Source organism: Catenulispora yoronensis (genome assembly GCF_039531695.1).
In the GTDB taxonomy this organism is placed as follows: domain Bacteria; phylum Actinomycetota; class Actinomycetes; order Streptomycetales; family Catenulisporaceae; genus Catenulispora; species Catenulispora yoronensis.
Window position 1 is genome coordinate 116637 of the sequence record NZ_BAAAQN010000014.1, and the last position, 25012, is coordinate 141648.

The 25012-nt window shown below is 69.6% G+C and carries 23 protein-coding genes; 16 read left to right on the top strand and 7 right to left on the bottom strand.

Annotated elements, in window-relative coordinates; all coding sequences use genetic code 11:
- Positions 1-108: 108 nt before the first annotated feature.
- Positions 109-864, bottom strand: coding sequence for a hypothetical protein (locus ABD481_RS14585; RefSeq protein ID WP_344666165.1), 756 nt, complete (start codon positions 862-864; stop codon positions 109-111).
- 194 nt (positions 865-1058) lie between these two features.
- Between ABD481_RS14585 and acnA the strand changes: the two genes are divergently transcribed.
- The gene (gene acnA / locus ABD481_RS14590; protein WP_344666166.1) at positions 1059-3704 is read left to right on the top strand and encodes an aconitate hydratase AcnA; all 2646 of its coding nucleotides are present in this window, start codon (positions 1059-1061) and stop codon (positions 3702-3704) included.
- 116 nt (positions 3705-3820) lie between these two features.
- Positions 3821-4180 carry a nuclear transport factor 2 family protein gene (locus ABD481_RS14595; protein ID WP_344666167.1) on the top strand — a complete coding sequence of 120 codons (360 nt, stop codon included), beginning with the start codon at positions 3821-3823 and terminating at the stop codon, positions 4178-4180.
- Positions 4181-4236: 56 nt separating this feature from the next.
- Here the strand turns inward: ABD481_RS14595 and ABD481_RS14600 are convergent, their stop codons facing one another.
- Positions 4237-4524: a hypothetical protein gene (locus ABD481_RS14600; protein WP_344666168.1), complete on the bottom strand. Its 288-nt coding sequence runs from the start codon at positions 4522-4524 to the stop codon at positions 4237-4239.
- A 155-nt stretch (positions 4525-4679) separates the two neighbouring features.
- Between ABD481_RS14600 and ABD481_RS14605 the strand changes: the two genes are divergently transcribed.
- The 6 genes from ABD481_RS14605 to ABD481_RS14630 all read left to right on the top strand — a co-directional run bounded on the left by ABD481_RS14605 (position 4680) and on the right by ABD481_RS14630 (position 13447).
- Complete coding sequence (locus ABD481_RS14605; RefSeq protein ID WP_344666169.1) at positions 4680-5963, top strand: DUF1800 domain-containing protein; 1284 nt, start codon at positions 4680-4682, stop codon at positions 5961-5963.
- A gap of 10 nt (positions 5964-5973) precedes the next feature.
- Positions 5974-7335: a DUF1501 domain-containing protein gene (locus ABD481_RS14610; protein ID WP_344666170.1), complete on the top strand. Its 1362-nt coding sequence runs from the start codon at positions 5974-5976 to the stop codon at positions 7333-7335.
- 547 nt (positions 7336-7882) lie between these two features.
- Positions 7883-8326: a hypothetical protein gene (locus ABD481_RS14615; protein ID WP_344666171.1), complete on the top strand. Its 444-nt coding sequence runs from the start codon at positions 7883-7885 to the stop codon at positions 8324-8326.
- 148 nt (positions 8327-8474) lie between these two features.
- Complete coding sequence (gene dxs, locus ABD481_RS14620; protein ID WP_344666172.1) at positions 8475-10499, top strand: 1-deoxy-D-xylulose-5-phosphate synthase; 2025 nt, start codon at positions 8475-8477, stop codon at positions 10497-10499.
- Positions 10500-10588: 89 nt separating this feature from the next.
- On the top strand, positions 10589-12250 hold the full coding sequence (locus tag ABD481_RS14625; protein ID WP_344666173.1) for an ArnT family glycosyltransferase: 1662 nt from the start codon (positions 10589-10591) through the stop codon (positions 12248-12250).
- A gap of 57 nt (positions 12251-12307) precedes the next feature.
- Positions 12308-13447, top strand: coding sequence for a winged helix DNA-binding domain-containing protein (locus tag ABD481_RS14630; protein WP_344666174.1), 1140 nt, complete (start codon positions 12308-12310; stop codon positions 13445-13447).
- A gap of 37 nt (positions 13448-13484) precedes the next feature.
- Here ABD481_RS14630 and ABD481_RS14635 read toward each other — a convergent pair whose 3' ends face one another.
- The 4 genes from ABD481_RS14635 to ABD481_RS14650 form a co-directional block, all read right to left on the bottom strand.
- Entirely contained in the window at positions 13485-14231 is a 747-nt protein-coding gene (locus ABD481_RS14635; protein WP_344666175.1) for a DUF427 domain-containing protein, read from the bottom strand.
- Positions 14232-14257: 26 nt separating this feature from the next.
- Positions 14258-14989: an alanyl-tRNA editing protein gene (locus ABD481_RS14640; protein ID WP_344666176.1), complete on the bottom strand. Its 732-nt coding sequence runs from the start codon at positions 14987-14989 to the stop codon at positions 14258-14260.
- Positions 14990-15063: 74 nt separating this feature from the next.
- Complete coding sequence (locus tag ABD481_RS14645) at positions 15064-15294, bottom strand: heavy-metal-associated domain-containing protein (RefSeq protein WP_344666177.1); 231 nt, start codon at positions 15292-15294, stop codon at positions 15064-15066.
- A complete protein-coding gene (locus ABD481_RS14650) occupies positions 15294-16130 on the bottom strand; it encodes a phosphatase PAP2 family protein (RefSeq protein ID WP_344666220.1) in 837 nt (278 codons plus the stop codon). The genes ABD481_RS14645 and ABD481_RS14650 overlap by 1 nt, the downstream gene beginning before the upstream one ends.
- A 291-nt stretch (positions 16131-16421) precedes the next feature.
- On the opposite strand from ABD481_RS14650, the gene ABD481_RS14655 reads away from it, so the two are divergent.
- From ABD481_RS14655 to ABD481_RS14670, 4 genes are all read left to right on the top strand, one after another.
- Positions 16422-17789 carry a glutamine synthetase family protein gene (locus tag ABD481_RS14655; RefSeq protein ID WP_344666178.1) on the top strand — a complete coding sequence of 456 codons (1368 nt, stop codon included), beginning with the start codon at positions 16422-16424 and terminating at the stop codon, positions 17787-17789.
- A gap of 7 nt (positions 17790-17796) precedes the next feature.
- Positions 17797-18540, top strand: coding sequence for a gamma-glutamyl-gamma-aminobutyrate hydrolase family protein (locus ABD481_RS14660; RefSeq protein ID WP_344666179.1), 744 nt, complete (start codon positions 17797-17799; stop codon positions 18538-18540).
- 3 nt (positions 18541-18543) lie between these two features.
- Complete coding sequence (locus ABD481_RS14665) at positions 18544-19902, top strand: aldehyde dehydrogenase family protein (RefSeq protein ID WP_344666180.1); 1359 nt, start codon at positions 18544-18546, stop codon at positions 19900-19902.
- 73 nt (positions 19903-19975) lie between these two features.
- Positions 19976-20758: a 3-oxoacyl-ACP reductase gene (locus ABD481_RS14670; protein WP_344666181.1), complete on the top strand. Its 783-nt coding sequence runs from the start codon at positions 19976-19978 to the stop codon at positions 20756-20758.
- A gap of 71 nt (positions 20759-20829) precedes the next feature.
- Here ABD481_RS14670 and ABD481_RS14675 read toward each other — a convergent pair whose 3' ends face one another.
- The gene (locus ABD481_RS14675) at positions 20830-21081 is read right to left on the bottom strand and encodes a hypothetical protein (RefSeq protein ID WP_344666182.1); all 252 of its coding nucleotides are present in this window, start codon (positions 21079-21081) and stop codon (positions 20830-20832) included.
- A 237-nt stretch (positions 21082-21318) separates the two neighbouring features.
- Here ABD481_RS14675 and ABD481_RS14680 point away from each other — a divergent pair, with 237 nt between their 5' ends.
- From ABD481_RS14680 to ABD481_RS14695, 4 genes are all read left to right on the top strand, one after another.
- Positions 21319-21996 (top strand): DUF1707 SHOCT-like domain-containing protein, encoded by a 678-nt coding sequence (locus tag ABD481_RS14680; protein WP_344666183.1) that lies wholly within the window; start codon positions 21319-21321, stop codon positions 21994-21996.
- A gap of 160 nt (positions 21997-22156) precedes the next feature.
- Entirely contained in the window at positions 22157-23179 is a 1023-nt protein-coding gene (locus tag ABD481_RS14685) for an ABC transporter ATP-binding protein (RefSeq protein ID WP_344666184.1), read from the top strand.
- 1 nt (position 23180) lies between these two features.
- Positions 23181-24008: an ABC transporter permease gene (locus tag ABD481_RS14690; protein ID WP_344666185.1), complete on the top strand. Its 828-nt coding sequence runs from the start codon at positions 23181-23183 to the stop codon at positions 24006-24008.
- Positions 24009-24021: 13 nt separating this feature from the next.
- Entirely contained in the window at positions 24022-24834 is an 813-nt protein-coding gene (locus tag ABD481_RS14695) for an ABC transporter permease (protein WP_344666186.1), read from the top strand.
- Positions 24835-25012 lie beyond the last annotated feature (178 nt).

The following is a 25012-nucleotide window of genomic DNA, read 5'->3' on the forward strand; positions in this document are numbered from 1 at the left end:
GGCGGGCTGTCACGTCCGATCGTCAGGGCGGCGGGTCGGCGGGTCGGCGGGTCGGCCGGACGGCCGGGTGACCGGCCAGCGGGTCGGTCGGTCAGCGGGTCGGCCGGATCAGTCGAACAGGAGCTCCAGCTCCGGCTCGTCGGCGCCCCGGTCCAGGTAGCAGGCGCCCGGCTCCACGTACTCGGTGCCGCCGGGGCCGTTGATGTGGATGCCGGTGAAGACCGCCACGTGCACCGGCACCGTCTGCCGCTCGCGCAGCACGGTGATCACCTTGTGGGTGTCGGCGGTGATCACGTCGCGGGCGATGCGGGTGAGCCCGGCCAGGTCCGGCAGCGGGCCCTCGGGCAGCCACGGCGGGATGCGGTCGCGGAGCATGCCCTGCTCCGGGTCCAGCAGGTCCAGGAAGGGATAGTCGCCGGTGGGGGCGTTGTCGCCGCGCAGTTCGTCGTGCAGCGCCATCAGGGCGCCGCAGGTGTGGGACACGCCGGGGACGCCGGGGCGCTCGACGTTGCCGATGACGCCGGTGGCGTCGATCCCTATGTGCGGCAGGGCCACCAGCACGAAGCGGCGTATGCCGTCCTCGATCGGGGCGTGGCTGGCCGCGGCCAGGATGCCGGTGCGGCCCAGCACGATCATGCCGGCCAGGCCGGCCATGTTGAAGCCGGCGCCCCAGGTGTCCTGGAGCCGGGCGGTCAGGTTGAAGGCGAGCTCGTCGCGGCAGGTGGCGATGAGCGGCAGGGAGTTGGCGGCGTGGAATCCGTGGGGGGCCAGCAGCTCGCGGGTGGCCCGGACGAACCCGGTCGCGGGGATCGCGTCCGGGAACGTGGAGCGCAGGACCAGGGAGGCGGCCTTCGGGGTCGTCATGGGGTCAGTCTGCATGGCGTCCATCGGAAACGATTGTCACCGGGGCCCCGGGCGGGCGCCAGCGGCCGTCCGGGTGAGGGGGGTCACACCGGTGCCGCCCTCGGGCGGCCCCCCGGGTTGGTCAAGCCGGGCGGCACCCACTAGAGTCTCTTGATGTCGAGATACTTTCCGCAAGCGAGAGCTGGGCCATCGCAATGACCTCCAAGAACAGCTTCGGCGCCCGCGACACCCTGGCGGTGGGCGCGCAGTCGTACGAGATCTTCCGCATCGGGGCCGTCGAGGGCTCCGGGCGGCTTCCCTTCAGCCTGAAGGTGCTGCTGGAGAACCTGCTGCGGACCGAGGACGGGGCCAACGTCACCGCCGGGCAGATCCAGGCGCTGGGCCAGTGGGACCCGAGCGCCGAGCCGGACACCGAGATCCAGTTCACGCCGGCCCGGGTCATCATGCAGGACTTCACCGGCGTGCCGTGCGTGGTGGACCTGGCCACGATGCGGGAGGCGGTGGCCGAGCTCGGGGGCGACCCGGCGAAGATCAACCCGCTGGCCCCGGCCGAGCTGGTGATCGACCACTCGGTGATCGCCGACGTGTTCGGGCGCCCCGACGCCTTCGAGCGCAACGTCGAGATCGAGTACGGCCGCAACCGCGAGCGCTACCAGTTCCTGCGCTGGGGGCAGACCGCCTTCGACGAGTTCAAGGTGGTGCCGCCCGGCACCGGCATCGTGCACCAGGTGAACATCGAGCACCTGGCCCGGGTGGTCTTCGACCGCGCCGGCCAGGCCTACCCGGACACCGTGGTCGGCACCGACTCGCACACCACCATGGTCAACGGCCTGGGCGTGCTGGGCTGGGGCGTCGGCGGCATCGAGGCCGAGGCCGCGATGCTCGGCCAGCCGGTCAGCATGCTGATCCCGCGGGTGGTCGGCTTCAAGCTGCACGGCGAGCTGCCGGCCGGGGCCACCGCCACCGACCTGGTGCTCACCATCACCGAGATGCTGCGCAAGCACGGCGTGGTCGGCAAGTTCGTCGAGTTCTACGGCGCCGGCGTGGCCGCCGTGCCGCTGGCCAACCGGGCCACCATCGGCAACATGTCGCCGGAGTTCGGCTCCACCTGCGCCATCTTCCCGATCGACGGCGAGACCATCTCCTACCTCAAGCTCACCGGCCGCCCGGCCGAGCAGCTGGCGCTGGTCGAGGCCTACGCCAAGGCCCAGGGCCTGTGGCACGACGCCGACCACGAGCCGGTCTACTCCGAGTACCTGGAGCTGGACCTGGCCACCGTCGTGCCCTCCATCGCCGGGCCCAAGCGCCCGCAGGACCGGGTCGTGCTGTCCCAGGCCCAGGCCAAGTTCGCCGAGGCGCTGCCGACCTACGCCGCGCAGAGCTCGAAGCCGACCGGCGTCACCATGGAGGACGGCAGCCAGTTCGCCATCGACAACGGCGCGGTGGTCATCGCCTCCATCACCTCCTGCACCAACACCTCCAACCCGCAGGTGATGATCGGGGCGGCGCTGCTGGCCAAGAAGGCGGTGGAGAAGGGCCTGCACACCAAGCCGTGGGTCAAGACCACGCTGGCGCCCGGGTCGAAGGTCGTCACCAACTACTACGAGCGCTCGGGGCTGACGCCGTACCTGGACAAGCTCGGCTTCAACCTGGTCGGGTACGGCTGCGTCACCTGCATCGGCAACTCCGGGCCGCTGCCGGAGCCGGTCAGCAAGGCGGTCAACGAGGCCGACCTCGCGGTGGTGTCGGTGCTCTCGGGCAACCGGAACTTCGAGGGCCGGATCAATCCGGACGTGAAGATGAACTACCTCGCCTCGCCGCCGCTGGTCGTCGCCTACGCCATCGCCGGGACCATGGACTTCGACTTCGAGAGCGAGGCGCTGGGGTTCGACGGCGAGGGCGAGGCGGTGTATCTGCGGGACATCTGGCCGACCACCGCTGAGATCCAGGGGGTCATCGACCAGGCCATTACGGCTGAGATGTTCGCCAAGGACTACTCGGACGTGTTCGCGGGGGACGAGCGGTGGCGCTCGCTGCCGACGCCGACCGGCAACGTCTTCGAGTGGGACGCCGACTCCACCTACGTGCGCAAGCCCCCGTACTTCGAGGGCATGGCGGAGCAGCCGGCGCCGGTGGCCGACATCCACGGTGCGCGGGTGCTGGCCAAGCTCGGCGACTCGGTGACCACCGACCACATCAGCCCGGCGGGTTCCATCAAGGCGGACAGCCCGGCCGGCAAGTACCTGGCCGAGCACGGTGTGGAGCGCAAGGACTTCAACAGCTACGGCTCGCGCCGCGGCAACCACGAGGTGATGATCCGCGGGACCTTCGCGAACATCCGCCTGCGCAACCAGCTGCTGGACGACGTCGAGGGCGGGTTCACCAAGGACCTGCTGACCGGCGAGCAGACCACCATCTACGACGCCTCGCAGTCCTACCAGGCCGCCGGCATCCCGCTGGTGGTGCTGGCCGGCAAGGAGTACGGCTCCGGGTCCTCCCGGGACTGGGCCGCCAAGGGCACGGCGCTGCTGGGTGTGAAGGCGGTCATCGCCGAGAGCTACGAGCGCATCCACCGGTCCAACCTGATCGGCATGGGCGTGGTTCCGCTCCAGTTCCCGGCCGGGCAGAACGCCGAGTCGCTGGGGCTGACCGGTGAGGAGACCTTCGAGATCACCGGGCTGGAGGAGCTGAACGAGGGCACCACGCCGCGGACGGTGAAGGTGAAGGCCGGGGACGTCGAGTTCGACGCCGTCGTCCGCATCGACACGCCTGGTGAGGCTGACTACTACCGCAACGGCGGCATCATGCAGTACGTGCTGCGGAACCTGCTGAAGAAGTAGGCGGTACTCGCGTCACGCGTGGTACCCGCAGTACCCGCAGTACCCGCAGTACCCGCGTCACGTGTTGTGCGGCGGCCCTCGACCCTTCCGGGTCGGGGGCCGCTTATCGTGGGGCCGTGGACGACGATCAGACCGCCGCGGCGGTGCGGGAACATGTGCGGGCGTTCAGCGAAGGCGATCTGCGGGCCCTGATGGCCGGGCTCGCCGCCGACGCGGTGTGGATCACCGGCCGGACGACTGTGCGCGGGACGGCCGAGCTGGAGCCGTTCTTCGCCGCGGCCATCAACGATCTGAAGCCGCGGCTGGCCATCGAGAATCTCGTGGTGGACGGGCCCCGGGCGGCGGCGCAGGTGACCGAGACCCTGGTGTGGGACGGTGCTGAGCGGTCGTTCGCGGTCGCGGCGTTTTTTGTGCTGCGGGACGGGCTGATCGTGGCCGCGAAGATCTACCGTGAGGGCAGCGCGGAGTTGGAGTGAGGCGGGTGGCCGCCGCACGCCATCGGCTTTGGGCCGTTGTTCTCGGGCTGTCGTTCTCAAGCCATCCGCTTGAGTTCCTCGTCGGCGACCAGGGCCCAGTGCATGTCCGGACCGGCGGAGGCCCGCGCGAACCACATGTAGGCCTGTGCGAACTCGCGATGGCGGCAGGCGATGACGCCCAGGAAGATCATGGCCGCGGGCGCGGACTCCGGGGCGTTGATGCCGGCCACCGTCAGCAGCGAGAGCCGGGCGCCCTCCAGATCGCCGTCGGCGTAGGCGTACATGGCGCCGGCGAAGTAGGCGTCGGCCTCGGCGCGCAGCCGGAGCGGGACCGGTGGGGGCACTCTGGGCGGGGGATGCAGGGAGCGCGCTATTGCCGCGTGGGCCTCATGATTCCGCACAGCGTGCCGCGGGCCCGAGGGGTCGGAGGCAGGATCCGTATCGGAGGACATATGGCGTACTTACCCGTGCCTTAACCAAGTTCCCCGATTCTTGGGGTGTGAGCATCGACCAGAACAGATCCGCCGTGGCGCATCTGCTGCGGCGCGCCGGTTTCGGAGCGAACGGTGCGGAGATTGACGCCGCCGTGAAAGCCGGTTACCAGGCGACGGTGGGCGCGCTGCTCGGCGCGGCCGGGGACGCCGGGGCGGCCGCCACGCCGGCGCCGGACTTCCCGCTGGTCAAGGACCCGAAGAAGGGCAACGCCCAGCAGGACTACGAGCTGGTCGGGTGGTGGCTGGCGCGGATGGCGGCGGTGACGCAGCCGCTGGTGGAGAAGCGGACGTTCTTCTGGCACGGGCACTTCGCGACGTCGCTGCAGAAGGTCAAGAGCGTCGGGTTCATGCTGAAGCAGAACCAGACGATGCGCAGCCTCGGCGGTGGTGACTTCTCCTTGCTGGCGCACGCGATGGTGCGCGATCCGGCGATGATGCTGTGGCTGGACAGCGCGGGCAACACGCTCAAGGCGCCGAATGAGAACCTGGCGCGCGAGTTGATGGAGCTGTTCACGCTCGGCGTCGGCAACTACAGCGAGACCGATGTGCGCGAGGCGGCGCGGGCGCTGACCGGTTGGCGGCTGGGCCCCGACGGCGGGTCGAATCTCGTGCCCAAGCTGCACGACGGTACGGCCAAGACCGTGTTGGGGAAGTCGGCGAACTTCGACGATGCCTCGCTGGTGGACTGGCTGTTGCAGCAGCCTGCGTCGGCGGCGTTCGTTGCTGCGCGGGCTTGGAACCGGTTGGGGATGCCGGGGGCGATTCCGGGTGATGTGTCGGGTCGGTTGCAAGCTGCGTATGGGGCGCAGCGTGACTTCAACGCGTTGCTCAGGGCTCTGTTTCTCGATCCGGTCTTTACCGGGAGCCAGGCGCGCTACGCGTTGGTGAAGCAGCCGACGGAGTATGTGGTCGGTGTGCTGCGAGCGTTGAAGATCAAGATTGATGCGAGCTCGGGGTCGAAGGACGTGGCGGCGTTGCGGACCGCGTTGACGGGTCTGGGGCAGATTCCGTTCTACCCGCCGAATGTCGGGGGCTGGCCGGAGGGGACGGCTTGGTTGACTACTGCGGCTGCGCAGACGCGTTTTGTGTTTGCCGAGTGGGCTGTCGGCAAGGGTGATTTGTCGCAGGTGGCGGGTGCCAGTCCTTCGATGAGGATCGACGCTGTTGCGCATCTGCTGGGAGTGGATGGCTATAGCGACCGTACGGCTGGGGCTCTGCGTGAGGTCGTTGCGGATCCGAAGCAGCTGGTCACTTTGGCGTTGTTGGCGCCTGAATATCTCGTGAACTGAGGAGTCGATCATGGATGCAGTGACCCGACGCCGGTTCCTGGAGCTGTCCGGTGTGCTGTCCACGGGGACGTTCGCCGCCGCTTGCTCGGGATCGCATGGCCATTCCGGTGGTGCTCCGCATGGCGGCGCCGTGATGACGCCTGGTGGTCCGGTGACGTCCGGTGCTCAGCTTGGGGCTGCCGCGCAGCATGCGCCGTTGGTCGCTGGGCAGGGTGTGCTGGTGATGGTGACGCTCTACGGGGGGAACGATGGTCTCAATACCGTGATTCCGTACGCGGATGGGGCGTATCACGATTCCCGGCCTGATCTGGCGTTCACGGACAAGGAAGTGCTTGATCTCGGTGAGGGGCTTGGCTTCAACCCCGCGATGACGGGGCTCCACGCGATGTGGCAGCGGAAGCTCTGCGCGGTGGTGCGCGGTGTCGGGTATCCGAAGCCGAACCACAGCCACTTTGTCTCGATGGATATCTGGCAGACGGCGTCGCCGGGTGAGCCCACCGGGTCTGGGTGGTTGGGGCGGTGGCTTGATGCGCAGCCGGATGATCAGCTACGAGCTCTGCGGGCGATTTCGGTCGGCGGGACGCTGCCGCCGTTGCTTGGGGGGACGAAGACGGCGGGTAGTTCGTTGCCGCTTGGGCAGTTTCGGTTGCCGAAGGCTGGGCCGCTCGACAGTGGGTTCATGGCGTTGGGTGGGGCATCGGCGCAGGATTCTGTGATGGCTGCTTATGCGGCGCGCGATGTCTCGGACTTGTTCACGGTCGCCAAGACGTTTACTCCGGCGTTGGAGTCGGCGAAGAAGGCGGGTGGGAGCAACAAAACCCCGGCTGCTGGGGGCAATACGACCCCGGCTGCTGGGGCTGCTGGCGCTGCTGGGGGTAACGCGAAGGTTGCCAAGGGTTCAGCGTTGGCTCAACAGCTGGATATCGTTGCCGAGTGCATCAACGCTTCCGTGCCGACTCGTGTCTACAGCGTCTCGCTCGGCGGATTCGATACGCATAGCGCTGAGAAGCAGACGCAGCAGCAGTTGTGGGGTGAGGTGGACCAGGCTGTTGTTGATTTCCAGAACGCTATCTCGGCTGGTCCGCATGGGAAGAACGTGGTCACGGTGCTGTACACGGAGTTCGGGCGGCGCGTGAAGGCCAACGCGAACGAGGGCACTGATCATGGGACGGCGGGGCCGGTGCTGGTGGTTGGGGAGCCGGTCAACGGGGGGTTCTATGGGGAGCAGCCTTCGTTGACGGATTTGGATAGTGGGGATCTGAAGTTCAGCACTGACTTTCGCAGTGTGTATGCGACGCTGTTGGACAAGGTGCTGGGGGCGGATCCGGTTCAGGTTTTGGGGGCTGATCAGCCGCGAGTTGGGTTTCTGTAGGCGAAAGTCAAAAGCTGGGAAAAGCGAAAGGCAGGCGCTTCCAGCGGGGGCCTCTGATCCCTCGGAGAACTGGCGCTAGTCCATAGGGGGGTCTGGTTAGTCTCTGCGCTGGCGGTTTGTGGGGTGGGGGTTTGTTCCCCTCGCTCACGTCGGCAGCCCTACGGGTACAGCACCGCCGCCCAGGTATCAAGTCCATGCCGCTGCGGTGAGAGTCCTAGTGCTGCGGTTGGGCTTGCATGAACTTGACACCTGGTCGGCGGTACTGTAGGCAAAGCCCTGCCGACGTGACCGAGGAGAACAAACCAACAACCCAGGGAGAGAGCTGACAATCACGGGGGAGGGGGCGGCTGCCTTGCTGGCTACGGCCGCCGGGAAGGTTCAAAGCAAAAGCGGCGGCTGAAAAGGCCTTCTCGCACCGGCGCTCCCAAGGCATGCCTTACCGGCAGCCGCAGGTTTGCCCCACCGGCAGCCGCAGGGCTGAAGTGGCCGCCCACTGCCCCTGGATCCTTCAGTCCTGTTCGCGGCTCGGGTCGGACTCGGTGGCCAGGTGCTGGACCGCCGCGACCTGTACCGGCCGCGCGGCGAGTACCCGCTGTCCGACGTGCTCGGGCACGTGCGGCGCTTCGCCGCCGAGCTGGGCGCCGGCATCATCAACCACGGCCGCCCCCTCACCGGCTTCGGCGGCTACAGCGGTGAGGTCGGCCACACCGTCGTCAACTCCACCGGCTGGCTGGCGATCGGCATCGGCAACCTGGTCTCCCTCCTCAACCCCGAGGTGGTGATCATGGGCGGGATGTTCCGTGAGGTCTTTCCGCTGGTCCGGGACCAGGTCCTGGACGCGTTGGGCGCCGGCGGCCTGCAACCCCCGCGTCAGGACGTGCGGTTCGTGCTCCCCGGCCTGGGTGCCGGCTCCACCCTGCTGGGCGCCGCCGAACTGGCCTTCGGTTCGTTGCTCGACGACCCGCTCGGCGTGCGCGGAGCGCTCGGCTGAACGCCGTGCCGGGATGAACAGCCTGCGCAGGCCGTGTGAAGATCATGTAGAAGGCGCCCCAAGCGCCAGGGCGGCGCTCAGGCCGGGCTTAGACTCTCTGCCGTATAACTGGAAGCCAGGAGCGTTGTTTCAACTGAAGGAGGATCGGGTGGCACTGCTGGAGAGGATCCAGGGTCCGCGCGATCTGGACAAGCTCAGCTCCGAGCAGCTCACCGAGCTGGCAGCGGAGATCCGCGCTTATCTGATCCCGACCGTGGCGAAGACGAGCGGCCACATCGGCCCGAACCTCGGGGTGGTGGAGCTGACCATCGCGCTGCACCGGGTCTTCGACTCGCCCCGGGACACCGTGCTGTGGGACGTCGGCCACCAGGCCTACGTGCACAAGCTGCTCACCGGCCGTCACGACTTCTCCACGCTGCGGCAGGAGGGCGGCCTGTCCGGCTACCCGGCCCGCGTCGAGTCCGAGCACGACGTGATCGAGAACTCGCACGCCTCCACCGCCCTGGCCTACGCCGACGGCATCGCCAAGGCGCACCAGGTGCGCGGGGTCACCGACCGCCAGGTGGTGGCGGTGATCGGGGACGGTGCGCTGACCGGCGGTATGGCCTGGGAGGCGCTGAACAACATCGCCGCGGCCAAGGACCGACCGGTGATCATCGTGGTCAACGACAACGAGCGCTCCTACACCCCGACCATCGGCGGCCTGGCCGAGCACCTGGCCACGCTGCGCACCACCCAGGGCTACGAGCGGTTCCTGGAGTGGGGCCGCGGCATGCTGGGCCGCACCCCGGTCATCGGCACCCCGCTCTACGAGGCGCTGCACGGGGTGAAGAAGGGCCTGAAGGACATCGTCGCCCCGCAGGGCATGTTCGAGGACCTGGGCCTGAAGTACGTCGGCCCGGTCGACGGCCACGACATCGCCGGCATGGAGTCCGCGCTGCGCCGGGCCCGCAACTACCACGGCCCGGTGATCGTGCACGCCATCACCCGCAAGGGCGAGGGCTACCCGGCCGCCCGCAACCACCAGCTGGACCAGCTGCACCAGGTCGGTCCGGACAGTGACCCGGAGACCGGGCAGCCGCTGGCCCCGGCCGGGGCCTCCTGGACCTCGGTGTTCGCCGACGAGATGGTGAAGGTCGGCGCCGAGCGCGACGACGTGGTCGGGATCACCGCCGCCATGCTGCACCCGGTGGGCCTGCACAAGTTCGCCGAGCGCTTCCCGGACCGGATCTTCGACGTCGGCATCGCCGAGCAGCACGCCGTCACCTCGGCGGCCGGCATGGCCTTCGCCGGCCTGCACCCGGTCGTGGCGATCTACGCCACCTTCCTGAACCGGGCCTTCGACCAGATCCTGATGGACGCCGCGCTGCACCGGGCCGGTGTGACCTTCGTCGCCGACCGCGCCGGGGTCACCGGCAACGACGGCGCCAGCCACAACGGCATGTGGGACATGTCGATCTTCCAGGTGGTCCCGGGCCTGCGCATCGCCGCCCCGCGTGACGGCGCGCAGCTGCGGGCGCAGCTGCGCGAGGCGCTGGACGTCCACGACGCCCCGACCATGATCCGCTTCTCCAAGGGCGCGGTCTGCGACGACATCCCGGCGGTGGCCAAGGCCGGCGGGATGGACGTGCTGCGCACCACCGCCGGCACCGCCCTCACCCCGGACGTGCTGGTGGTCGGCGTCGGCGCGCTGGCCGGGGTGGCGCTGGACGTCGCCGAGCGCCTGGCCGACCAGGGCATCGGCGCCACCGTGGTGGACCCGCGCTGGGTCAAGCCGGTGGACCCGGCCCTGGTGCTGCTGGCCGCCGAGCACCGGCTGGTGGTCACCGTCGAGGACAACGTCCGGGTCGGCGGCGTCGGCTCGGCGATCGCCCAGGAGCTGCGGGACGCCGCCGTGCGCACCCCGCTGCGCGACTTCGGCATCCCAGCGCGGTTCCTGGACCACGCCAACCGGGCCACGGTGCTGGAGCAGGCCGGGCTGACCGGCCAGCGGATCGCGCACGAGATCGTGGGCCTGGTGGCCGGCCTCGGCGCGCCCGGCGCGCCGGCGTCAGCGGAGAACGCGGAGTCCGCGGCGTCCGCGGCATCGGCGCCGTCGGCTCCCGAGCCCTCGGCGTCCGCCGGAACCTCGGAGTCGCCCAACGGGTCGGCACCGAAGGTAACGGCCCGGTAGCGATCGGCTGATCTTAGGTGGTTACCTCCCCGCGGGCAGTTGCGGGGAGGGTAACCTCTTCGACATGGGTGTTGAGGCATAGCACGACGATGGTCGCGACTGATGCTCCCCCGAGAACCGGCCCCGGCCTGGCCGGCCCGCCGGACGGCCCGCCCGAACCGACCTGGCCGCACCGGATCTGGAACACGCCGCAGGCCTCGTGGACGCGGGTCATCCTGCTGTTCCTCGCCGTGGCCACGATCACCCACCTGCCGGCCTTCAGCCGGACCTTCTGGAACCCGGACGAGGGCTTCCTGGCCACCCAGGCCCGGGCGCTGAACACCGAGGACGGGCAGTTCTACCAGATCATCGTCGACCGCAAGCCGCCGCTGCTGCCGTACCTCTACGCCTGGGTCTTCAAGCTGTTCGGCGACCACGGCCTGTCCACGGTGGTGGTGATCCGGGCCCTGGCGATCGTGGTGCACGTGATCACCGCCGTGCTGATCACCCAGATCGCCAAGCGCCGGTTCGGGCGGCACGGGGTCTGGGCCGGCCTGCTCTACCTGCTCGGCTCGGCCGGGATGGCGCCGGAGGACTCGCAGGCGGCGTCGTTCGAGGTCTTCATGCTGCCCTGGACCTGTGCGGCGTTCCTGCTGGCGGACAGTGCGCGCCGCCGGCGCACCCGCGCGATCCCGCTGCTGGCCGGGGCCGGCGTCGCGGCGGCGCTGGCGACGCTGACCAAGCAGACGGCCGGCGTCACCATGCTCCCGGTGATGTGGCGGGCGTGGAAGGACCAGCGCTGGAAGGGCCTGGTCACGGTGATCCCGGCCTTCGCGCTGCCGATCCTGGGCGTGGCGCTGTGGGTGGGCTTCGGGGACTTCTTCTTCTGGGTGTTCACCGGGAACAGCGAGTACCTCACGTCGCTGGGCTCGTTCGCGACGATCATGGCCCGGCTGTGGGGGAACCTCGGCATCTTCGCGGGGGCGTCCGCGGCCGCGTTCCTGGCGATCATGTACATGACGGCGCGCAACGGCATCTTCAAGGCCGACGCCGACCTGTGGCTGTGGCTGGCCGGCGCGGCGATCGGGGTGTCCAGCGGCTTCCACTTCTTCGGCCACTACTTCCTGCAGATGCTGCCGCCGATAGTGATCCTGGCCACCGGCGCGCTGCACCGCAACGGATCGCGCCTGCGATGGACCATGCTCGGCGTCACGGCGACGACCGCGACGTTGTTCCTGACGCTGGCGTTCACGTGGCCGCGGACGAACAAGGAGCACAACTGGGAAGTGGCCCAGGCGGTGCAGAAGGCCGCCGGGGCCGGCCGGTCGGTGCCGATCGTGGTGTGGGGGATGGACCCGTCGATCTACTTCATGTCGGGGCAGATCCCCGCCAGCCGGTTCATCACGGCCGGGTTCCTGTCCGGGTTCGCCGGGGGCGGCGAGCAGGACAAGGTGCCGGAGATCGTCTACGACCCGAACAGCCCCATGGTGGGCCTGGCGCAGGACATCCTGAACCTTCAGAAGAAGGGCCAGGACCCGGACCTGTTCGTCGACGATTCCTGGGGGAAGCCGTACCAGCCCAAGGACATCGCGGTCATCGCCGACCTCCTGAACAATTACTACGAGTTCGACAAGGGCGTGGACCACACCTTCATCTACAAGCTGACCGATCGGGACGGGCTGCGGGTGTGGGCCCAGACCATCCTCGACAAGGGGATGCAGGACGTGTGGAACAAGAACCAGTGGGACTTCATCAACCCGGGCGACGGGTGAGCCCGGGCGGCTGAGAGCCGAGTGCCGGGCGTCGGCGGGGCGTGGAAGGATCGAGCCATGGCCTCGACGACGCTCACCCAGGATGTGCTCAACCGCACGCTGCTGGCCCGGCAGGGCCTGCTGACGCCGTTCGACGGCACCCTGGCCGGGACGGTCGAGGCGATCGGGGCCATCCAGGCCCAGTACTGGCCGGCGGTGGCGGTGTCGCTGCTGACCAGGAACAGCACGGCGACGGTGGCGGGCGTCCATGACGCCTTCGAACGCCGCGAGCTCGTGGTCGGCTCCTCCATCCGGGGGACGGTCCACGCGGTGAGCAGGGCCGACCATCCGCTCTACGCCGCGGTCTCCGAGGCGACGAACGCGGACGTCACCAGGACCAAGGACGAGGTGCTGGATCCCGGAATGCGGGAGCTGCGGACCGCGGTCCTGGCCTTCGCGGCGGAGCAGCCGCGCGAAGCCGGGGAGTTCCTGGCGTTCGCGCAGCAGTGGGTCGCCGAGCATCCCGGGGCGATGTCCCCGGCGAACCTCGACTACCACGAGTCCCGGAACTGGCGGCCGATCTATCGCAGCAACGCCTTGATCCGCGTGCCGGTCGACGGCCGTTGGGCCACGGCCACGGGCCCCAAGACGTACCTCTACCAGCCGGAGCGCGCGGCCGACACCGACGCCGCGATCGCCACGCTGGTGCGACGGCACCTGGCCGCGTTCGGCCCGGCCGCGGTGGACGACGTCGCCACCTGGCTGGGGCTGAAGGTGACGGCGGCGCGCGCGGTGATCAGCGGCTTCGACGACCTGGTGACCTACACCGACGAGGGCGGGCGGACGCTCTACGACGTACCGGACGGCGAGATCGTCGAGGGCGACGTCGACGCCGCCCCGCGGCTGCTGCCGAGGTTCGACAGCATTCTGCTGGCGCACAATGCGAAGCACCGCCAGCGGATCATTTCGCGCGAATACTGGGGTCGCGTCTACAACGGGAAGAACTTGCAGATCCTGCCGTCATTCGTGGTCGGCGGATATGTCGCCGGGATCTGGTCGGTCGAGGTGAAGAAGAAGCTGGCGACGGTGACGCTGGAGCCGTTCCACAAGCTGGGGAAGGCTGACAGCAAGGCCCTGGTGGCGGAGGCGGAGCGGATGGTGCGGTTGATGGCGCCGGACGCCGGGGAGCACGCGGTGGGGTTCGGAGACCGGGCGTGACACCCCGGCGGCCGGCGAGTGCGGCCGCGCCGCGGGTTCAGTAGCGCTTCTTGGGGCGCTCCTGGAGGACGCCGTCCAGGTAGATGTCGACCTTCTCGTTGTAGACGGCGGCCAGCCCGCCGATCTTCTGGACCTCGGCGAACGGGGTCCGGTAGATCCAGATCAGGTCCTTGGACAGCTGGTCGCCGACCTGCACCGACCAGTACGTCGCCGCACCCTTATAAGGACAGTGCGTCACGGTCTCCGACGGACGCAGCACTTCCTGGTTCAACGCCGTGATCGGCACGTAGTAGCGGGGAGGAAGGCCGGTCTCGAACAGGATCATGCTGTTCGGCGAGTCGGCCAGCACCACGCCGTCCAGTTCGGCGCGGAAGTGGCGGCTGCTCGCCAGCACGTCGATCCGGCTGTACGGGTCGCGCGGGTGGGTGTAGACCGGCTCGTCCTCCTCGAACCAGTCGAAGGCGTCGAAGTCGAAGCGCACCGCGTCGCGCAGCTCCTCCAGCGGGGACTCCGGCACCGTCCGGGCCTTCCCGGCCGCCGTCAGGCCGCCGATCAGCACGTCGTGGACCTGGGCGTCGCCCCGGCTGGGGGAGTGCTCGGCCTCCCCGGTCGGCTTCAGGTCGGCCAGCACGTCCGTGGCCGGCACGTAGTACGTCGGGTAGTAGGGCACCTCCCAGACCAGCAGCGGCCGCAGGGTGTCCGCCACCAGCTTGTTCTGCAGGTAGAGCCGTACTCGTTTCTGTCCCTGCTCCACCTTGACGCGTCCGCGGATGGTGTCCGCCATGGTCGTGCCGCCTCTCGGAATGACTGTCAGTCGCGGATGGCGATGCGCAAGCGCCGGAAGCCCTTGCCTTTGTTCTCCACTTTCAACACCTCGATCTTGCCGATCCATTTCGTCGACTCGACGTGGGTGCCGCCGTCGGCCTGGGTGTCGAGGCCGACGATGTCGACGATGCGGACCTCGGTCAGCTCCGGCGGCACCAGGTTGGTCGCGGTGCGGATGATGTCGGGGATGGCGAAGGCCTCGTCGCGGGGCAGCGTCTTCACCTCGATCCGGCGGTCCTTGGCCACCTCGACGTTGCACGCCTCCTCCACGCGCGCTTTGAAGTCCGCGGGGATCTCCGGGAGGTTGAAGTCCATGCGCGCGGTCCCGGCCTCCATGTTGCCGCCGGTGACCAGTGAGTCGAAGTCCCGGAACACCACGCCGGACAGCAGGTGCAGCCCGGAGTGGGTCCGCATCAGCCAGGTCCGCCGCTCGTCGTCCAGGGCGCCGCGCACCGCGGTCCCGGCGGGCGGCAGGGGGTCCTCGTCGTGCGGGATCAGGACCAGGTCGTCCGCTTTGCGGACCCCGACGATCCGGGTCCGCACTCCGCCCCACAACAGCACGCCCTCGTCCGGCGGCTGGCCTCCGCCGCCGGGGTAGAAGGCGGACCGGTCCAGGACGATGCCCTCGCCGTCGGACTTCAGGACCGTGGCGTCCCATTCCCGGAGGGTCTGGTCGTCGAGTTCGAGGCGGTGGGTGTGAAGGTGGGAAGCCGTCATGGACGAAGGGTATTCCGGCCGGCACGGTCCGGGCCGGGCGCCGCCGCTTCCGGACGTGTCCGGAGCCCGGCGCCTCAGACCAGCTGGTAGCCCGCGTTCTCGACGGCGTCCCGCACCGCCGCGATCTCCAGCGGCCCGGCGCTGCTCACCACCGCGCGCTTGCCGGCCAGGTCGATCTCCACGCCGCTGACGCCGGGCAGCGCCGACAGCGCCTCGGTGACCGCCGCGCTGCAGTGCCCGCAGCTCATCCCGGCCACCCCGTAGGCGGCGGTGGTGACGACGGCGGGGGAGAGCGCGGCGGACATCAGGTGCTCCTGGCGAGTTCGGGGGCGGGTACCTCGGCCGACGCTACCCGCAGCCCCTTGATCCAGGCGGCGGCGCGCCGCACCAGGGCCTGGATTCCAGCCGAAAGCATCAGCAGGGCGACCCCGACGATCCCGTCGGCCCAGTAGTGGTTGGCGGTGGCCACCACCACCGTGATCGTCATCACCGTGTGGGCCGGGCCGATCCAGCGCCACTTGCTCGGCGACACCCGCCACACCGTGTAACCGACGATCACCGCCCAGATCACGTGGACCGAGGGCATCGCGGACAGCTGGTCCGGGGAGTCGGCGTTCATCGGGCCGTAGACCGACTGGTGGAAGTACAGCGCGGTGTCGGTCAGGTGCGCCTTCTCGATCATCCGCGGCGGGGCCACCGGGATCAGCTGGATGGCCAGGGCGAAGGCCGTCGCCATCGCCATCGTGGTGCGGACCCGGGGATAGAACTCGCGGTGCCGTACGAACAGCCAGATCAAGAAAATGATCATGCACGTGAAGTGCATCGAGGCGTAATAAAGATTGAAGAACTTCACAACAGCCGGGTGCGCCGGGAAGAACAGGTGCTGCACCCAGTGCTCGCTCGGCAGGAAGACGTCCCGTTCGGCGTCCCAGAGCCACTCGCCCCGGTCCAGCGCGCCGTTCACCTTCATCACCGACAGCCGGCCGGCGACCTGCCACAGCCCGAACAGCCCGAGCACCGTTCCGAGCTCGCGCGGGAACGGCACGTACCGCACCAGCAGCGGCTTGCGGGAGAAGTACATGGCCACGGCCAGCACCAGCAGGATGCCGCACAGCCAGAAGGCCATCTGATAGGGCATCATCCAGTGCACGGCAGGCTCCCGTATGGGTCAGCGGGTGATCAATGGCCCAGCTTAACTCCCGTCATATGGTCGGTGTCCGGCGCGGGCCCGGCCCGCACCCGGCGGCGGACCCGCGCCACCCGGTGCGGGCTGCGCCCCTTCCCGGCGATCACTACGGATCTTGACGAGCACCCCCGGCGCACACCAGGGTAGGGGCCAGCACAGTCGCAAAGCCCTGTCAGTCACCATCCGCGGCCGCGGGAACGCCCCAGTTTTCCCGGGCCCGCCAGCGTTTGACCCAAGGTAGGAACAATGCCCGCGCGTTCCGGCATGCTCACGCTCCAGCAGCTCCGCGACCTCATATCGGTCGGCCGAATAGACACCGTCCAGATCGCGATGACCGATATGCAGGGCCGACTGCAGGGCAAACGCCTGTCGGCCGAGTTCTTCCTGGACGAGGTGGCCCCGCACGAGACCGAGGCCTGCAGCTACCTGCTGGCCGTCGACGTCGACATGAACACCGTCTCCGGCTACGAGACCTCCAGCTGGGACACCGGCTACGGCGACTTCGTCCTCAAGCCGGACCTGACCACCCTGCGCAACCTCCCGTGGGAGCCGGGCACCGCCCTGGTCCTGGCCGACGTCACCGACCACCACGGCGAACCGGTCAGCCAGAGCCCGCGCCAGATCCTGAAGAAGCAGCTGGCCCGGCTCGCCGAGCGCGGCTGGACCGCCTACGCCGGCACCGAGCTGGAGTTCATGGTCTTCAACGACTCCTACCAGGAGGCGTGGCAGAAGGGCTACCGCGACATGCAGCCCGCCGTGCACTACAACGGCGACTACTCGATGCTCGGCGGCGCGCTCGTCGAGCCGCTGCTCAAGCGGATCCGCACCGGCATGACCGGCGCCGGCATGTACGTGGAGTCCGCCAAGGGCGAGTGCAACCTCGGCCAGCAGGAGATCGCCTTCCGCTACGCCGACGCCCTCACCACCTGCGACAACCACGTCATCTACAAGACCGGCGCCAAGACCATCGCGCAGCAGGACGGCAAGTCCGTCACCTTCATGGCCAAGTACGACCACCGCGAGGGCAACTCCTGCCACATCCACCTGAGCCTGCGCGGCCCCGGCGGCACCCCGGTCATGGCCGACCCGGACCGCCCCAACGGGCTGTCGCAGATGATGGAGCACTTCCTGGCCGGCCAGCTGGCCCTGCTGCGCGACTTCACCCTGCTCTACGCCCCGAACATCAACTCCTACAAGCGCTACGCGCACGGCTCCTTCGCCCCCACCGGCATCGCCTGGGGCCGCGACAACCGCACCTGCGCGATGCGGGTCGTGGGCGAGGGACTCTCGCTGCGCGTCGAGAACCGGGTCCCCGGCGGCGACGTCAATCCCTATCTGGCCATCGCCGGCATGATCGCCGCCGGGCTGGCCGGGATCGACCGCGAGCTCAAGCTGCCGCCGGAGTTCACCGGCAACGCCTACGACGCCGACGTCCCGCGGGTCCCGGACATGCTCAGTGAAGCCGTGGACATGTTCTCCTGGAGCGAGCCGGCGCGCGTGGCGCTCGGCAACGACGTGGTGGAGCATTACATCAACATGGGCCGCGTGGAGCTCGCGGCCTTCCAGTCGACCGTCACCGACTGGGAGCGGTTCCGTTCCTTCGAAAGGATGTGAGCCCGGGATGCCGGCGCCTCTCATCGGCATGAGCAGCTATCAGGAGACCGCCACGTGGGGGCCGTGGCGGAACGTTCCGGCGGCGTTGCTGCCGAACCGCTACGTGGAGTCGGTGACGCGGGTCGGGGGCCTGCCGCTGCTGCTTCCGCCGCACCTGGAGGCGCACGACGCGCAGACCCTGAAGGAGCAGGGGGCACAGGCCGTCGCCGTCCTGGACGGCCTGATCCTCACCGGCGGCCCGGACATCGACCCGGTCGGCTACGGGGCGGTCCGGCACCTGGACACCGACAGCCCGCGCAAGGACCGCGACGCCTGGGAGTACGCGCTGCTGGCCGCCGCCCTGGAGCGGGACCTGCCGGTGCTGGCCATCTGCCGCGGCTTCCAGCTGCTCAACGCCGCCCTCGGCGGCACCCTGCGCCAGCACCTGCCCGACGAGGCGGTGTTCGGCAACGCGCACCGGCAGCAGCTCGGCCAGTACGCGGCGGTCCGCATCGACCTGGACCCGGCCGCGCCGCCCGGCCGCGACCTCGGCGCGCACATCATCGCCTGGTGCCACCACCATCAGGGCATCGACAAGCTCGGCGCGGGCCTGGAGTCCACCGGCAACGCTCCCGACGGCCTGATCGAGGCCGGCTGGATGCCGGGCAAGACCTACGTGGTCGGGGTGCAGTGGCACCCCGAGGAGGACAGCAAGCCGGAGCTTTTCCGGTCCCTGATAGACGCCGCGACCCGTTACGCAAAAGGAAGATAGCGCGTGTACGACCTGATCAACCCCGCCACCGGTGAGGTCTTCCGGAGCATCGAGATGACCACCGCCGACGGCGTGGACGCCGCCGTGGCCCGCGCCAAGGCGGCCTTCCCGGCCTGGCGCGACCTCGCCCCGGCGGACCGGGCCCGGCTGCTGCGGCGCTTCGCCGACCTGGTCGAGGAGCACCGCGAGGAGCTGGCCCGCACCGAGGTGGAGAACGCCGGCCACACCATCGGGAACGCCCGCTGGGAGGCGGGCAACGTCCGCGACGTGCTGACGTACTACGCGGCGGCCCCGGAGCGGCTGTTCGGCCGGCAGATCCCGGTGGCCGGCGGCCTGGACCTGACCATCGCCGAGCCGCTCGGCGTGGTCGGTGTGATCGTGCCGTGGAACTTCCCGATGCCGATCGCGGCCTGGGGCTTCGCCCCGGCGCTGGCGGCCGGCAACACCGTGGTGCTCAAGCCGGCCGAGACCACGCCGCTGACCGCGCTGCGGCTGGCCGAGCTGGGCCTGGCGGCCGGACTGCCGGAGGGCGTCCTGCAGGTGGTGCCCGGCTTCGGGCCGGAGGCCGGGGCCCGGCTGGTCGAGCACCCGGACGTGCGCAAGATCGTGTTCACCGGCTCCTCGGCGGTGGGCCGCGCGATCATGGCCCGGTGCGCCGACCGGGTCAAGCGGGTCACCCTGGAGCTCGGCGGCAAGAGCCCGAACATCGTGTTCGCCGACGCCGACCTCGACAAGGCCGCCGCCGCCGCGCCCTACGGCGTCTTCGACAACGCCGGCCAGGACTGCTGCGCGCGGACCCGGATCTACGTGGAGGCGTCGGTCTACGACGCGTTCCTGGAGCGGTTCCTGGACGCCTGCCGCGGGGTCGTCATCGGCGACCTGCTCGACGAGAAGACCGAGATGGGCCCGCTCATCTCGGCCGCGCAGAAGGCCCGGGTCGCGAGCTTCGTCGACGCCGTCCCCGAGCAGGACATCGCCTTCCGCGGCGAGGTGCCGGACAACGGCGGGTTCTGGTACCCGCCGACCGTCGTCACCGGCGCCGCGCCGGACGCGGCGATCCAGTGCGAGGAGGTGTTCGGACCGGTCGTGACCGTGACGCCGTTCGGCTCCGAGGCCGAGGCGGTCGCGGCCGCCAACGGCACCGAGTACGGCCTGTCCGGCTCGATCTGGACCCGCGACCTGTCCCGCGCGCTGCGCGTGTCGAAGGCCGTGCAGTCCGGCAACCTCTCGGTGAACTCCAACTCCTCGGTCCGCTACTCGACGCCGTTCGGCGGCTTCAAGCAGTCCGGGCTCGGGCGCGAGCTGGGTCCGGACGCGCTCGCCGCCTTCACCGAGACCAAGAACGTCTTCATCGCGCTGTGAACGCCGTCCCGGTACCGTGCCGGGCGACAGTCTGGTTGAGAACCGCTACAGGAACACCATGAACAGGAGCACAATGTCCGAGCGTCTGTCCGGCCGCGTGGCCGTCATCACCGGCGGTACCGGAGGGATCGGGATGGCCACCGCGCGCCGCTTCGCGGCCGAGGGCGCCCACGTGGTCCTCGCCGACCTCGACGAGGCCGCGGGCAAGGCGGCGGCCGAGGAGGTCGGCGGCCTGTTCGTGCGGACCGACGTCACCGACGCCGAGCGGGTCGCGGCGCTGTTCCAGGCCGCCGTGGACACCTACGGCCGGGTCGACATCGCCTTCAACAACGCCGGCATCTCCCCGCCCGACGACGACTCCATCCTGGAGACCGGCATCGAGGCCTGGGACCGGGTGCAGAAGGTCAACCTGACCTCGGTGTACCTGTGCTGCAAGGCGGTCCTGCCGCACATGATCCGCCAGTTCGAGGAGTCCGGCCGCGGCGGCTCGATCGTCAACACCGCGTCGTTCGTCGCCACCCTGGGCTCGGCCACCTCGCAGATCTCGTACACCGCCTCCAAGGGCGGCGTGCTGGCGCTGTCCCGCGAGCTCGGCGTGCAGTTCGCCAAGCAGGGCGTCCGGGTCAACGCGCTGTCCCCGGGGCCGGTGAACACCCCGCTGCTCAAGGAGCTGTTCGCCAAGGACCCGGAGCGGGCCGCCCGCCGCCTGGTCCACGTCCCGCGCGGCAGCTTCGCCGAGCCGGAGGAGATCGCCGCCGCGGTCGCGTTCCTGGCCAGCGACGACGCCTCGTTCATCACCGCCTCGAACTTCCTGGTCGACGGCGGCATCAGCGGCGCGTACGTCACGGCTCTGTGACGTCCGTCCGCGGCTGAGGAGCCGGCCGGCCGGGACCCGCCCTGCGCGGGCCTCCCGACCGGCCGGGCCGATCAGTAGTCGTAGGTCATGTAGGCGTTCGGCCCGCCGGGCTGGTGGTAGCCGCTGTCGTGGCACTGGAAGTCGATGATCCTGTGCTCCGCGAGCCACTGCTCGCCGGTGTTGTAGCACTCGCCCCAGTTCGTGAACTGCGCGGTGCCCGAGGCGGCGGGACGGACGGTGCCCGCGTTCGCGGCCGTGGCGAACGCCGCGGAGGCGAGGAGGCCGGCCGCGGTGAGCGCGATCCCGGTGATGGCACGCTTCATGGAAACATCCTGTTCGTCGTCGATGGTGCCTGGGGGACGGAGCTGCCCGGCGCCGGACAGCAGCACGTTATCGACGTGACGTTTGGGTTTCGTTCAGCCATTCTTTGGTTCGCAGGTCACGGACTTGCCCGCGGCCCGATCTGGTCTAGTCCAATTCCGGGCGAGCCGAAAACGGGCCCTGACAAACCCGGCCTCCGGAGGTTCTGGCGATGCGGCCGTTCTTGTAAGGTCTCAAGCATGACGAGCAACGTCCCCGAACCCATCGACCCGCGCCAGCTCCGCGTGTCGGACACCGAGCGCGAGGCGGTCGCCGAACAGCTGCGGGTCGCGGCCGGGGACGGCCGGCTCGACTTCGAGGAGCTGGAGGACCGGATCACCGCGGTCTACAGCGCCAAGACCTATGCCGAGCTGGAGCCCATCACCCGGGACCTGCCGACCGGCACCACCGTCCGCGGGCCGTCGAGCTCGCCGGCCCCGACCACGCGCGGCCGCTGGCGGGTGGGCCTGAAGCCCGGCCGGACCAAGACGGTCGTGGTCATGGGCGGCTCCGAGAGCACGGGCAAGTGGGTCGTTCCCCGCAATTACAAGGCGTTCGCGATGATGGGCGGCATCGAGCTGGACCTGCGCGAGGCCGACTTCGAGGACATGGAGGTCACGATCAACGCCTCCACCTGGATGGGCGGCATCGCGATCATCGTGCCCGAGGGCCTGAACGTCTACGTGCACGGCTTCGGCTTCATGGGCGCCTACTCCGGGACGCCCGGCGGCGAGGTCGATCCCACCGCCCCGACCGTCCACATCCGCGGCTTCGCCTTCATGGGCGGAGTGGATGTCAAGCGCAAGCCGCCGAAGCAGCCCAAGAACAAGAACAAGAACAAAGAGCTGAGCGACGACCGGCGGGAGCTCCAGGGCTGAGCCGGCCCGGGCGCGCCCCGCCGGCGGCGCGCGGCCGGCGCCCGGATCAGGAATCGGTGAGACGCCGGCCATCCGGTGCGACACCGGGAATCGTCGAGAACCCGGCGGCCTGCGCGTAAAGCATTATCGATCTGTCGGTGATCGCCGCTAGGTTGCGGTCATGGCCCGGATCTCTGCTTCGCCCTCTCCCGTCGCGGTCTCGGCCCCGGACGCTCCGCTGATCAAGGCGGTCGGCCTGCGCAAGGTCTTCCCGCCGTCGAAACGCGGCGGCGAGCCCTTCACCGCCGTCGACGGCATCGACTTCGAGCTCCACCGCGGCGAGGTCTTCGGCTTCCTCGGCCCGAACGGCGCCGGCAAGTCCTCGACGATGCGCATGATCGGCTGCGTGTCCCCGATCAGCGGCGGCGAGCTCACCATTCTCGGGATGGACCCCCGCGTCGACTCCTCGCGGATCAAGGCCCGGCTCGGCGTGGTCCCCCAGGAGGACTCGCTGGACCTGGAGCTCCGGGTCCGCGAGAACCTGCTCATCTACGGCCGCTACTTCGGCCTCAAACGCGCCGAGATCGCCGAGCGCACCACCGAGCTGCTGGAGTTCGTCCAGCTCGCCGACCGCGCCGAGTCCACCGTCGAACCGCTCAGCGGCGGCATGAAGCGCCGGCTGACCATCGCGCGCTCGCTGATCAACTCCCCGGAGATCCTGATCCTGGACGAGCCCACCACCGGCCTGGACCCGCAGGCCCGCCACGTGGTCTGGGACCGGCTGTTCCGTCTGAAGCAGGCCGGCACCACGCTGGTGCTCACCACCCACTACATGGACGAGGCCGAGCAGCTCTGCGACCGGCTGGTGGTGATGGACCACGGCCGGATCGCCGCCGAGGGCTCGCCGCGCTCGCTCATCGAGCGTTTCTCCACCCGCGAGGTGCTGGAGATCCGCTTCGAGCCCGGCAGCGGCGCGCACGAGGCGGCGATCGCCAAGGCCGAGGGGCTGATCGGCACCGGGGAGCGGGGCTCGATCGACCGGCTGGAGGAGCTGCCCGACCGGATCCTGGTCTACAGCGACGACGGCGAGGCGGCGCTGGCCGCCGTCCACGGTTCCGGGATCACGCCGCTGGCCTCGCTGGTCCGCCGCTCCTCGCTGGAGGACGTGTTCCTGCACCTCACCGGCCGGACGTTGGTGGACTGACATGGCGTCGGAGGCGACCACCGCGCCGTCGATGGCGGCCCGGGAGCTGCGCGGGCTCCTCACCAACTACCGCCGCACCTGGCGGGCGTCGATCTTCTCCAGCGTCCTGGCCCCGTTGATGAGCCTGGTGGCGCTCGGCATGTCGCTGGGCAAGATCGTCGACAGTGGTCCCGGAGCGCACTCGTTCGGCACTCTGGACGGCCGGCCGGTGACGTACCTGGTGTTCCTGGCCCCGGCGCTGCTGGCGAACACCGGGATGCAGACGGCGCTCGGGGAGTCGATGTATCCGGTGATGGGCGCGATGAAGTGGCAGAAGACGTATCACGCCGCGATCGCCTCGCCGCTGAGCGCCCTCGACGTCTACCTCGGCCACCTGCTGTTCATCGGATTCCGGATCCTGATGAACTGCGGGGTGTTCCTGGGCACGATGGCGCTGTTCGGGGCGGTCCGGGCGGCCGGGCCCGCCGGCCTCGGGCCGCTGCTGGCGCTGCCGGCCGCGGTGCTGACCGGCCTGGCGTTCGCCGCGCCGGTGGTGGCGTGGGCCGTCACCCAGGAGCGGGACACCGGGTTCTCGGTGGTGTTCCGGTTCGTGATGATCCCGCTGTTCCTGTTCTCCGGGACCTTCTTCCCGGTGTCGCAGCTGCCCGCGATGATCCGCCCGCTGGCGTACGTCACGCCGCTGTGGCACGGCGTGGACCTGTGCCGCGGCCTGGCGCTCGGCACGGCCACCGCCGGGTCGGTGCTGCTGCACGTCGCCTATCTGTCCGCCGTGGTCGGCGCCGGGGTCTGGTACGGCGCCCGGACCTACCGCCGCCGGCTGAATCCGTAGAGAGGGGCGGACGATGACGACGACCGAACTGCCGCTGACCCGGCTGCTGCTGGGCCGGCGCGCCTTCGGCTCGATGGGCGGTTCCAAGGCGTCGGTGCTGGTCGAGCGCAACATGGTGGTCTACCGCCGGCTGTGGCTGATGCTGGCCTCGGGGTTCTTCGAGCCCGTGTTCTACCTGCTGTCGATCGGTGTCGGCCTGGGCAAGCTGACCGGCGCGGTGGACGGTGTCCCGTACGCCGACTACGTCGCGCCCGGGCTGCTGGCCGTCTCGGCGATGAACGGCGCGGTGTTCGACTCGACGTTCAATGTGTTCTTCAAAATAAAGTACGCCCGGACCTACGACGCGATGCTGGCCACGCCGCTGCGGGTGGGCGACATCGCGCTCGGCGAGATCACCTGGGCGCAGCTGCGCGGGCTGATGTACTCGGCCGCCTTCCTGGCCGTCATGCTGGCGATGGGCCTGGTGCACTCGTGGTGGGCGCTGCTCGCGCTGCCGGTGACGGTGCTGATCGGGTTCGCGTTCGGCGCGGTGGGGATGGCGTGCACCTCGTTCATGCGATCCTGGCAGGACTTCGACCTGGTGACGCTGGCCCTGATGCCGATGTTCCTGTTCTCCGGCGCGTTCTACCCGCTGTCGGTCTACAGCCACTGGGTCAGGGTGCTGATCGAGGCCCTGCCGCTGTACCACGGCATCGACCTGCTGCGGTCGCTCACGCTGGGCCGGGTGCACGTCGGGCTGCTGTGGGACGTGCTGTACCTGGCGGTGATGGCGGCGATCGGGGGGCTGGTGGCGGCGCGGCGGCTGGAGCGGCTGCTGCTGACGTGACGGCCGGTCCGGGGCGCCGGAGTCCCGGACGGCACGGAAACGACGCCGGGGGCGTCGGTGGCGTGTCGGTGATCGGCGCTCCGGACCGCGCGCGGGAGAATCACTGTCGGTAGTGATTCAGGTTGACTTCCGTGATGGGAGTTAGGTAAGCCTTACCTGATCTCTTGCCACGGATGGA

Excerpts from the sequence above, each read along its gene's own strand:
- ABD481_RS14690 (WP_344666185.1), top strand. The coding sequence starts at position 23,181 with ATGGCGTCGGAGGCGACCACCGCGCCGTCGATGGCGGCCCGGGAGCTG.
- ABD481_RS14680 (WP_344666183.1), top strand. The coding sequence starts at position 21,319 with ATGACGAGCAACGTCCCCGAACCCATCGACCCGCGCCAGCTCCGCGTG.
- ABD481_RS14635 (WP_344666175.1), bottom strand. The coding sequence starts at position 14,231 with ATGGCGGACACCATCCGCGGACGCGTCAAGGTGGAGCAGGGACAGAAA.
- ABD481_RS14660 (WP_344666179.1), top strand. The coding sequence starts at position 17,797 with ATGCCGGCGCCTCTCATCGGCATGAGCAGCTATCAGGAGACCGCCACG.
- ABD481_RS14655 (WP_344666178.1), top strand. The coding sequence starts at position 16,422 with ATGCCCGCGCGTTCCGGCATGCTCACGCTCCAGCAGCTCCGCGACCTC.
- ABD481_RS14610 (WP_344666170.1), top strand. The coding sequence starts at position 5,974 with ATGGATGCAGTGACCCGACGCCGGTTCCTGGAGCTGTCCGGTGTGCTG.
- ABD481_RS14675 (WP_344666182.1), bottom strand. The coding sequence starts at position 21,081 with ATGAAGCGTGCCATCACCGGGATCGCGCTCACCGCGGCCGGCCTCCTC.
- ABD481_RS14640 (WP_344666176.1), bottom strand. The coding sequence starts at position 14,989 with ATGACGGCTTCCCACCTTCACACCCACCGCCTCGAACTCGACGACCAG.
- ABD481_RS14630 (WP_344666174.1), top strand. The coding sequence starts at position 12,308 with ATGGCCTCGACGACGCTCACCCAGGATGTGCTCAACCGCACGCTGCTG.
- ABD481_RS14685 (WP_344666184.1), top strand. The coding sequence starts at position 22,157 with ATGGCCCGGATCTCTGCTTCGCCCTCTCCCGTCGCGGTCTCGGCCCCG.
- ABD481_RS14625 (WP_344666173.1), top strand. The coding sequence starts at position 10,589 with ATGGTCGCGACTGATGCTCCCCCGAGAACCGGCCCCGGCCTGGCCGGC.
- ABD481_RS14670 (WP_344666181.1), top strand. The coding sequence starts at position 19,976 with ATGTCCGAGCGTCTGTCCGGCCGCGTGGCCGTCATCACCGGCGGTACC.
- ABD481_RS14695 (WP_344666186.1), top strand. The coding sequence starts at position 24,022 with ATGACGACGACCGAACTGCCGCTGACCCGGCTGCTGCTGGGCCGGCGC.
- ABD481_RS14645 (WP_344666177.1), bottom strand. The coding sequence starts at position 15,294 with ATGTCCGCCGCGCTCTCCCCCGCCGTCGTCACCACCGCCGCCTACGGG.
- ABD481_RS14585 (WP_344666165.1), bottom strand. The coding sequence starts at position 864 with ATGACGACCCCGAAGGCCGCCTCCCTGGTCCTGCGCTCCACGTTCCCG.
- ABD481_RS14650 (WP_344666220.1), bottom strand. The coding sequence starts at position 16,130 with ATGATGCCCTATCAGATGGCCTTCTGGCTGTGCGGCATCCTGCTGGTG.
- acnA (WP_344666166.1), top strand. The coding sequence starts at position 1,059 with ATGACCTCCAAGAACAGCTTCGGCGCCCGCGACACCCTGGCGGTGGGC.